Origin of the sequence: uncultured Fibrobacter sp. (genome assembly GCF_937877005.1) — a bacterium.
Lineage (GTDB): Bacteria > Fibrobacterota > Fibrobacteria > Fibrobacterales > Fibrobacteraceae > Fibrobacter.
Window position 1 is genome coordinate 18495 of record NZ_CALEFV010000226.1, and the last position, 9487, is coordinate 27981.

9 protein-coding genes and 2 rRNA genes are annotated in these 9487 nt (G+C 47.8%); 1 reads left to right on the plus strand and 10 read right to left on the minus strand.

Translation table 11 applies throughout. The features are described 5' to 3' along the window. Window positions 1-149 precede the first annotated feature (149 nt). Window positions 150-1274, minus strand: a complete 1125-nt coding sequence (locus tag Q0628_RS10100) for a tRNA-dihydrouridine synthase family protein (protein ID WP_298770669.1) — start codon at window positions 1272-1274, stop codon at window positions 150-152. A gap of 105 nt (window positions 1275-1379) precedes the next feature. Here Q0628_RS10100 and Q0628_RS10105 point away from each other — a divergent pair, with 105 nt between their 5' ends. After that, the gene (locus Q0628_RS10105; protein WP_298770671.1) at window positions 1380-1763 is read left to right on the plus strand and encodes an HU family DNA-binding protein; all 384 of its coding nucleotides are present in this window, start codon (window positions 1380-1382) and stop codon (window positions 1761-1763) included. Window positions 1764-1820: 57 nt separating this feature from the next. On the opposite strand, the gene Q0628_RS10110 is transcribed toward Q0628_RS10105, so the two are convergent. From Q0628_RS10110 to Q0628_RS10150, 9 genes are all read right to left on the minus strand, one after another. Then, the gene (locus Q0628_RS10110; protein WP_298770673.1) at window positions 1821-2525 is read right to left on the minus strand and encodes a pseudouridine synthase; all 705 of its coding nucleotides are present in this window, start codon (window positions 2523-2525) and stop codon (window positions 1821-1823) included. Beyond that, the gene (locus tag Q0628_RS10115; protein WP_298770675.1) at window positions 2525-3388 is read right to left on the minus strand and encodes a hypothetical protein; all 864 of its coding nucleotides are present in this window, start codon (window positions 3386-3388) and stop codon (window positions 2525-2527) included. The genes Q0628_RS10110 and Q0628_RS10115 overlap by 1 nt, the downstream gene beginning before the upstream one ends. Window positions 3389-3393: 5 nt before the next feature. Next, window positions 3394-3972 carry a phospholipid-binding protein MlaC gene (locus Q0628_RS10120; protein ID WP_298770677.1) on the minus strand — a complete coding sequence of 193 codons (579 nt, stop codon included), beginning with the start codon at window positions 3970-3972 and terminating at the stop codon, window positions 3394-3396. Window positions 3973-3979: 7 nt separating this feature from the next. Beyond that, window positions 3980-5341 (minus strand): TolC family protein, encoded by a 1362-nt coding sequence (locus tag Q0628_RS10125; RefSeq protein WP_298770679.1) that lies wholly within the window; start codon window positions 5339-5341, stop codon window positions 3980-3982. A 36-nt stretch (window positions 5342-5377) separates the two neighbouring features. Next, window positions 5378-6091, minus strand: coding sequence for a lytic transglycosylase domain-containing protein (locus Q0628_RS10130; protein WP_298770681.1), 714 nt, complete (start codon window positions 6089-6091; stop codon window positions 5378-5380). Beyond that, window positions 6081-6770: a hypothetical protein gene (locus Q0628_RS10135; RefSeq protein WP_298770683.1), complete on the minus strand. Its 690-nt coding sequence runs from the start codon at window positions 6768-6770 to the stop codon at window positions 6081-6083. The genes Q0628_RS10130 and Q0628_RS10135 overlap by 11 nt, the downstream gene beginning before the upstream one ends. 4 nt (window positions 6771-6774) lie before the next feature. Continuing rightward, window positions 6775-8634, minus strand: a complete 1860-nt coding sequence (locus tag Q0628_RS10140) for an alpha-amylase/4-alpha-glucanotransferase domain-containing protein (RefSeq protein WP_298770685.1) — start codon at window positions 8632-8634, stop codon at window positions 6775-6777. A 289-nt stretch (window positions 8635-8923) separates the two neighbouring features. Beyond that, window positions 8924-9038 (minus strand): 5S ribosomal RNA (rrf, locus tag Q0628_RS10145). 111 nt (window positions 9039-9149) lie between these two features. Then, window positions 9150-9487, minus strand: a 23S ribosomal RNA gene (locus Q0628_RS10150); the annotation flags it as partial.

Here is a 9487-nt window from a genome sequence, read left to right on the forward strand (position 1 = left end):
AAAATTCCCTTAATTTATCATTAATTTGTTAATTTTGGCGCGCTTGATTATCAAGCAATCCATAAACACCAAAAGCAGCCCCCGATTTTATCGGGGGCTGTTCTTTACAGGACTCCCTACTTAATTTTAGTATAAACTAAATTACCCGGTTAACGGCCGGCAAACTGATTTCCGAACTTTAATTCGGTCTCCTTGGCTCCGTTTAGATTTACCAGCCTATCTGGAGAGAATAGCATCTCGCTAGCAAGGCCTTTGCGAAGCGACTGCAATCGATCAAAGAACATCTCGGGAGTTTCCGAAGTAAGCAGGGACTGGCGTACTTGCATCGCCGCATCCGAAGATTCACTTTCAGAGTCCATTAAGCAGAAACCTTTGCAAAGGCGAGCAGCCAACTGTTTCAGTCTACCGAGAGCAGCCATTTCGCTGGCACCATCTTCCAACTTGAATCGATAATATAATTCAAACACATCCAAAGCTTCATTTGCCGACATATGTCGAGCCGGCTTTCCTTCCCAAGCATCCGCGATCTGTCCAAAGATCCAAGGATTATGCATCGCGCCACGACCAATAGACACACCAGACACACCGTATGTTTCTATGCGTTCACGAGCTACCTTGACACTATTCACATCCCCGTTTCCAATGACCGGAATTTTAGCGGCTAAAGCCACTTTGCCAATCCAATCCCAATTAGCCAGTCCATTATATCCTTGCATACGAGTGCGGCCATGAACCGTGATCATTTCAACACCCTCACCCTCGGCTATTTTCAGGGTTTCCATGACATTGATGCTTTCATCATCCCAACCGATACGGCACTTAAGCGTAAGCGGCAGCCTGCACTCACAAGAATCTAGAGCAGAACGCACATCATGCAAAATTTCCCGCAAGCGCGGCAAGTCTCGAAGTAGCCCCGATCCACTACCCTTCCCCGCAACCTTGGGTGCAGGACAACCAGCATTGACTTCGATAAAGGAGGGATGTAATTCTTCCGCGATTTTCTTTGCTGCAATCGCCATTTTGTCAGGGAACCGACCAAAAATCTGGATACCAAAGGGACTTTCCTCGGGGAAAAATTTGAGCTGTTTGTGTCCAGAAAGACAAAAAACGGCATCCCCATCCGTAGGAACGAATTCCGACACCAAAAGTCCCATTCGATTTCCCGATAAAACGCGACATAATCTGCGAAATGGAGCGTCCGTCACCCCATCCATAGGGCTGAGGATTGTATTCGGGAAAACATCCAGATTTCCAAGTTTGAAACTTTTCAACATTTTAACCACAACTATTCACAAAAAGTCCGCAATTAGCGCCCGAAAAAAATATGTAATTTCGTTTGAATGGATACGCTAACTTATTGATAAACCTATATTTAAGTCGTGGCAAATATAACTAAACAAGCATTGATTCAAGAAATCGCCAAGTCCACCGGATTTGTGCGCAACGACATTAAGACCGTCGTCGAACAGTTCCTCGACCTCCTGGGCGAAAAACTAATCGAAGGCAACACTATCGAAATCCGTGGTTTCGGAACCTTCAGCTGCAAACCCCGCAAGGCCCGCCCTGCCCGTAATCCGCGAACAGGCGAAACCGTCCTGATCGAGGAGCGGCTTGTTCCGTCATTTAAGTTTAGCAACGAAATCAAGGATAAGATCAACTCTATCGAGGCTATGGTCGAAGGTGCAAACGCCCAGTTAGAAGCCCAGGGGAATGAGATCATGGTTCCCGTAAGCGAGACTCCTACTGACACGGAATCACGATAGATAGAGAATTCCCAGAATTTAACGGCCTCCGACAATCGGAGGCCTCTTTTTACAGTCTCAAGTCAGCGACGCAATTTCATCTTCGGTTAGATAGCGCCAGCCACCCTTTCCCAGAGTCTCATCTAGCGCTACAGGACCTATCGCCTCTCGTTTCAGAGTAAGGACATGGTTACCGACAGCTGCAAACATTCGACGAACCTGGTGATAAAGTCCTTCGCCAATTGATATCACAACAGAGCCTTCCTCCACTACGAGTTCACGGGCCAACACCGGGCGGCGCTCATCCTTGAGCATCACGCCCTTTAACAACGCCGACTTCTGTTCTTCCGTAAAGTCACGAGCTAATGCTACACGATACCTTTTCAAATATCCTTTCTTCGGACTTTCCACCTTGTGTATAAAATCACCCTGATTCGAAAACAGCAGTAACCCCGAAGAATCCGCATCGAGTCTTCCGACCGTCTGAATGCCCATCGCCGTAAAGCGGTCTGGCAAAAGCGCAAACACTGACTGATGATCGCGCGCATTATGGCTACACTCCACATCGATCGGTTTATCCATCATGATATAAAGCTTTTCAAATGTCGGGACTTCCTCGCCATTAACCGTGATTACCTCAGGCCGGCACTTGAGTTCCATAAACGGATCTTCAACGACCTCGCCCCCTAGTTCCACAACGCCCATACGCACCAAGGCGCGAGCCTCCTTGCGCGAACCAAAGCCGATAGAAGCAAGCAGTCTTTCCAAAGTCAAAGCAGGCATCAGTCTTCCTCCGACATCATTTTCACAATTTTTTTGCGAACAAAGCCAAGTTCCGGGAGTTCTCCTGTCTTAAGAATCTTAGCGCGGCGACGCCAGAAAACGAACGTCACAATTCCTCCATAAAACAGGACTGCCGAAATCAAACCCAACAACCGGCATAAATTGACAGATGCGCGAACCTGTCCCTCGGACCGAAGTTCATGGTCGTGAGTCCAATCCATGCGGAAGTCCCACGCCCCTATATAGGGATAGCTTTTCAAAAAAGCATTTATCGATGCTCCGTAGCCCATCTTTTCGTAATCCATCTGTATCCCTTCCACGAAGCAATCTACGAAACGAATTCTGAACAAATTAAACAAAGCGTTCAACAAACTTTTCACAGCCCATAAGGCACGACTATCAAATTCCGGTGTCAAAATGAGCGTCCAAAATTCCTCATCGGTAAGGGAACGCTTCTTTTCAGACTCCGGAAGCTCTTCCGAGGAAGTTTTCGCAACGGATTCTTTGGATTCTTTCGTAGAATTCCCAGTCCTTTCGGGATTCCCTGCAGGCTGCGGTTCAGAAAGGACTTGTGGCGACGACCAGGTCTCCTTTATCGGAAGCTTGTCTTCTTCAGACTTGAGCGCTGCCGACTGCTCGGCAGGCGCAGAGTTCTCTCCTATTTTTTCAATCTCGTTTTTTTCAGCAGGAGATTTATCTTCTTCCTTGCCAAATTTTTTCCTGTAGGAAAAGAGTTGCTTCTTGAATATCCGGAGCGATACCGAAACACCCTTAAACTGCGCCTTGAATTCTATCCAAAAGATAAATGGAAAGAATAGAATCAAGAGCGCAAGGGTGCAAAGGACTCCCCAGAACCAGATCAAGGCGGCTATTTCTCCGTTTCGTCCGCCTTTTTGCTGATAATATCAATCAGTTCGGCGAAACTCTTATTCTTCAGAATCTGACTAAACTGGTCCTTGTAGTTACGGGCCGTCGAAAGATCGTCAATAACCAGGTCCCAAGCTTTCCACTGACCGTCAACCAAGGTCATCTTGTATTCCAGCACAGATTCCCTGCCCTTGTCCCAAAGATGAGCCACCACACGCGCTTCGTCGTTACCCTTCATCTTGGCCGGTTCATAGATTGTTGAATCGGCTCGGTAAAGTTCAAGACGCTTGGCACTTGAATTACGGACCATGCGTTGGAATTCAGCAACAAACTTTTCCTGCGAAGCCGCATCCTGAGACTTCCAGTCATTGGCAGAAAGAGATTTCTTGGCCAAAAGCCCAAAATCAAAGGAATCATTAAGCAGGCTCTTCACCCTCTCGGTTTCCTTGGCACTGCGATTGGACTTCTTAAGAAGCGCCTGCAATTCTGCATCCTTCTTTTTTACTGCCGCTACAGGATCTTCCGCAGCAAAGCTAACCAACGAAGCGCAGGCAATAGCAATCATTAACTTCTTGAACATGTTTTCCTCACTGATTCATATAAATAGTATGAAATTCTTTAAGCGACATCCCGATGCTTGCAATCAGCTGCGCGAACTCCACATTGTATTTACATACTGCAAAATAGTAATCTTTCTGCATCGTTATATTTTGCGTATAGGCCGACACAAGGTCACCCGTCTTGGACTTGTCCAAATCATATTGCATCGCAGCCCCCTTGAGAATAGCCTCCGAAGCACGTAGACTTTCCTTTAAAGCGTCCATTTTTTCCTTAGCCGCAACAACCTGATAATACTGTTCCTCCGCCTTGGCCATAAGGCCTTCGGATGCATAAGCTTCCTTCATTTGGAGTCCATGCAAATCAGTACGGGCAGTCCGGTAGTTTTCCCAATTTTTCCAGAAATTCAAATTATAGCGGACTCCCACACCTATCAGTCCGTCCAGCTTGTTAACTGCATCCTCGGCAAAAGCATTCTTCTGCATAATGCTGCGATTTCCAGCCCAGCTCTTGACATATTCGACTTCACCCATGATGAAAAATTCGGGAGCCATTTTCGCCTCCGCCAAATCCATCTGAATTCGACGTGCACGAAGGCCCGCCGAAAGTTGCCTCAGTTCCGGATGGTGTTTCAGGGTCAGGCTGCGGACTTCTTCAAGCAGAGGCAGGGGCTCCGGTCTCGGGACAAGAACCGAATCTTCTGCAGTGAAGGTATCCTCTTCACGAAGGTTGAGAGAGAATCGAATGGCAAGCATTACGCGCTTCATGCCGAGATTCGCTTCGGAAACGCCTTCACGAACCGTATGCATTTTCACCTTCAAATTCAGCAAATCCATCTGAGACACATTTGGATCGTCATCATCCAAGGCTTCTTCCATCTTTTCATAGGCCTCGTCAACCTTAGTCTGAGCATCGGTAGCGATGCGAATCATCTCCTTCGCAAGTAAGTAATTGTAATAATACGATTGGAGTTCAACATCCTTTTGATTGATCTGATTTTCGATATCGAATGATTTCTGCTGTAGATCAGCCTCCAAAGCCTTTTTACCGGCTCGATACTGACCAAGATTGAGCGGCTGTATAAATTTTGCCTGAACTCCCCAGAAGGGGCCCATACGGGAAAAGTCGTAAACTTCTACCGTATCTCCATCCTGCAACTCATTTTTTAAACCGGGTGCGGGACCAACCATCATGGAAACATTGAAAGTTGGCAAAACAGCTTCCGCTTTCAGCCTTCGAATCTGATTCTTCTTGACCTCCGTTCCCTGTCGCATTTCTTCGACCCGAGGATCATTAGTCAGCCCTTCTTCCACGAAATGTTCCAAACTGTACCGGACTTCGCCGGCAACAGCCAAGGATACCATTACAAAGAAGAACAGGCAACGGAGCATAGTACAAATTTAATAAAAATGAAGTCCAGAAATGAACTAGTCGTCACTCATAATGGACTGCTCATCTAAAAAATCGATACTAGTCAGATTTCTGTATTTAGAGATCACGTGCTCGTAATATCGAGTTGGTAGCGGGAGTCCCCGTTCCAGCATGCGATCCACAGCCGAATGTCCTAAGTTGTACGCAATCAAGGCATCTCGCCAATTTCCATATTTAGAGATAAGCCGAATCAGATAGGCCGTACCGACCGTTACATTGATTTCCGGTTTCAAAAGGTCTTCTTCGGTCTCGATACGAAGTCCGAAGTGAGCACCCATTTTCTTTGCGGTTTCCAATTTGATTTGCATCAAGCCCAGAGCCCCTGAGAAACTACCAGAACGCATGCGACCACGTGCATTCGGATTGCCATGACTTTCCTGAGCAACGACAGCCAATATCAACAAGGGATCAGTCGTATACGATCTGGAAATCTGCCAAATCTGTTCGGTGAGCATCTCCAGTTGTTGCTCATTCAGGCGACCCTTGGAAAGATAAGCGATTGCCTTATTGATTTTGACATAGTCAATAGTCCACTTTCCCCATGTTTCTAGCTTTTCTAAGTCTCCACGGAGTTCTGTTTCGGCATGGGCAAGGTTGCTAAGCTCAGCCTGCCGTGCAAACCAGTATGATACAAAAAGTCCCAACGCCCCGAAACAGAGCACGACTGCAAACGCAAAAAGGGGTTTTGATATCCGTATATTACTTTTCACGCCGCGTATTCTCAAGATATTCTAAGTAACCTACCCAATCCTGAATCAAGCCAAACGAGCTAAGCATCGTCGTATCCTGTACGACTCCCAACCTGCGTAACGGGCCGATTGACGATTCAAGTTTGTCAATTTCTCTGATATAACGATCCTTTTGATTTTGCAAGGCAATGATTTGCGCCTGTTTGTCAGAAATCTCGTGTCCTTGCGTCGAAATAATCACAAATAAAGTAACCATCCATCCAAGAATCAAACTGATGAATGCTACTGCTACACCGGAACTGACGGTTATGCCTGACCGCATCCCATAATGCAGGCCAATCTGCTGAAGCTGTTTTTTGGTACCTGATTTTTTATAGGCATTGCGGTTTTCGTAGACTTCAAAAATATTCTGATATTTGGAAAAGAAATTGTACTGTTCCGTTGAATCAAATATCAAGATAAGTGAGGACTTTTGAGCCTTCACCCTGTTTAGCAATTCCAAAAATACATCAAGATAGCGGTCGCTCGTAAAATGAGCATTCTGCAAATTCAAGAAATAGAAACAGCCTGGACCATCGACCAGCATGTCAAGCTTTTCCTTTACAGCGGACACCTGCGCAAAGCCGAGCGAGCCAGACAACGTAATTTCTACATCGTTCTCACGGGACTCTACCTGGATATCAATCAGTTCCGATTTCATACCATCACCTTTTCGAGATGTGCACCGTCATCTGCAGTTCCTTTTCCGCAAGGCTTTCCAGAGACAGTTTCCAGAAGGGGAATATGCGTATACCCTGTAAAGCTTCGGGTGCAGCAAGCGATGAGGCTCCGAAAATAGGGGCAATCAACACCGAAGCCTTCGAAGCAAAAATTACCTGGATACGACACCCCGTAATCCGGTCCACTATTTCAACTATTCCTGCATCGGGAAAAATCAAAGGATCTCGGAAACTGAACTTAAGGGGATTCCCGTCAATGACGATATCCTTCCCCGTATAACCACAAGCCAAAAGGCCCGTTTCCAGCAGCGTTCCGAAAAAGCCCTTAATCTCGGCAAGAGCATTGTTCGCCAACTTGTAATGCAAAGTAAAGTCGGAACCCGTCGATGAAAGACTGAAAGTTTTTTCGACATGAAATCCACCGACCTTGCCTGCAAGGGACAGATGCTGTTCCGAGAAAAGCGCTATATCCGACCCAGTCTCATGACGCTTAATCTGATAATCATAAGGAGAAACCAGAACCCCTTCGCGATCCGATAATTGCTGGTCTAACTTTTCAGCTTTCAGTTCCACGTTAGGCAAGAAGAAATCAAGAAATCCCACAGTAGGATCACCATCATCACGCCACGATCCCAATATGTTATTTTCTGCATCCTTTGCATTCAAGATGCGTAGTATTCCGCCGCTGATAAAATCCAGCAGAAATGAATAGGAATGATTTTCCGCCCATATGTACTTACGACCGTCTAGCATGAAGTCGGCCACATCAAGACGTATTCCATCAAAGGAAAGAAGGTCCGTCAAGCGGTTTGCAGCCTGCAGAAGGAAGCGACTACCCCACCAGCGAACCATGGGAGTACGCATACCTTCGGAATCCTGCATGTCTCGATAATAGATGGGCGACATCGCGGGAAGAAGCATCTGGAGGCAGTCTTCGAGTTCGCGGTCCTTCAAGGAAGCGGCCGCACGACGGTACAACGAAAGAAGCATTTTGTGCAACAAGTTGACCTCGGGGCGCTTCACCAACAATTCACGACATGTTTTGGCTGCGGCCGGCAAACCAATCTTTTTCCCCGCAGAAAGCAAGAAACTTAGGCGTCCTTCACAATTCTGGTCATTAATGATACTTGCGACGGTCTTTGTTGTAAAATCATTCGCCTCGACAAAATCAATCAGCCGTTCAAAGAACGGGACAATGTCACCCGGTTGCGGAGGAATATCCAAGGCGACTACAGCGGACCTTCCTCCACGACAATAAAGTTCGGCAATTTGTCGCCACTGGAAATCGTCCTGAGCAATAGCTTGCGAAAGCTTTTGTGAAATCGGGACAACCCGCATAAAGCAGCCCTTGTCTTCTACGGAATACCATCCGGAAACAGGAGTCGTACGTCCCAGGGCATCTTGTAGGGCCGTCTCTTGAACGAACGCATACTCATAACGGTGCTTTTCCAAAAGCTCCGTCATCTCCATCTCCCATACCATCGAGGAATTGAAATAACCCGCAGGTTCTATCTCGAAATGCTTCCACAGCAATTTAGCGTGCCGATCGAGTTGCATTGACTGTAAAGCTGTCGGGAAAAGAGGGAGCATAGGATCATAGTATCCACCACCAAGCAACTCAAAAATGCCATCCTCAATCGCCCTTCGAAACTTGCCAAACATTAAAGGTTTTGCGACACGGCTTGCAGTTTCAAGTGTGGGTCCATCCATGAACATTGAAAAACGGACCTTTCCCGAATCGAGCATCATGCAGATGCCCTTCAGCAAATTCTCTACAACAGATTCAAGCTTTGCATACGCCGTCGATGGCGGCAACTGCAACACAAACGATAACGTCGGTTTCATGTGGTAAAGGATAGAAAAAAGTAGGAAGTAATCAGTAGGCCGTAAATAAAAAAAGGGGGAAGCCTCCCCCTAATTCCAGCCCCTGCCCAAGCCTGCTCTGAACGCAAACATGGGAAGTGGAGCCGGAGGCCGAACGGTATATAAAAAAAGCCCCCTGCGAGGTTTACCTCGTAGGGGGCGTGAGCGACAAGCAGCCGGTATCGACCGGCTGTGGTCGCGAGAGCGTAACGGAGCGGAGCGGTATATATAAAAAAGGAGCCCCTCGCCTTTAAGGCAAGGGGCTCCGCGAATCCAGCGGCGACCTACTCTCCCGGGCCCGTGGGCCAGGTACCATCGGCGATGAGGGGCTTGACTTCCGTGTTCGGAAAGGGAACGGGTATGACCCCCTCTCGGTAACCGCTGAAACAATCTTGTCGGCGACAACCGGTTGTCGAAAAAGTCTTGTAGCACAGGTCCTGAAGCCTGGCGGGTCCGGGCTGCTCACGCAGACGAACGAACCAAATCGTTGAAAGGAGGGAAAAAGCTCGCACGGGCTATTAGTACCGCTCGGCTCAACGTGTCGCCACGCTTACACCTGCGGCCTATCGACGTCGTAGTCTACGACGGCCCTACAGGGGGTTGCCCCCGCGAGACCTGATCTTGGGAACGGCTTCACGCTTAGATGCCTTCAGCGTTTCTCCGATCCGTACACGGCTACCCGGCAGTGCCGCTGGCGCGACAGCCGGTACACCGGAGGTACGTCCGTCCCGGTCCTCTCGTACTAAGGACAGCTTCCCTCAAGTCTCGAACGCCCACACCGGATAGGGACCGAACTGTCTCACGACGTTCTGAACCCAGCTCGCGTGCCGCTTTA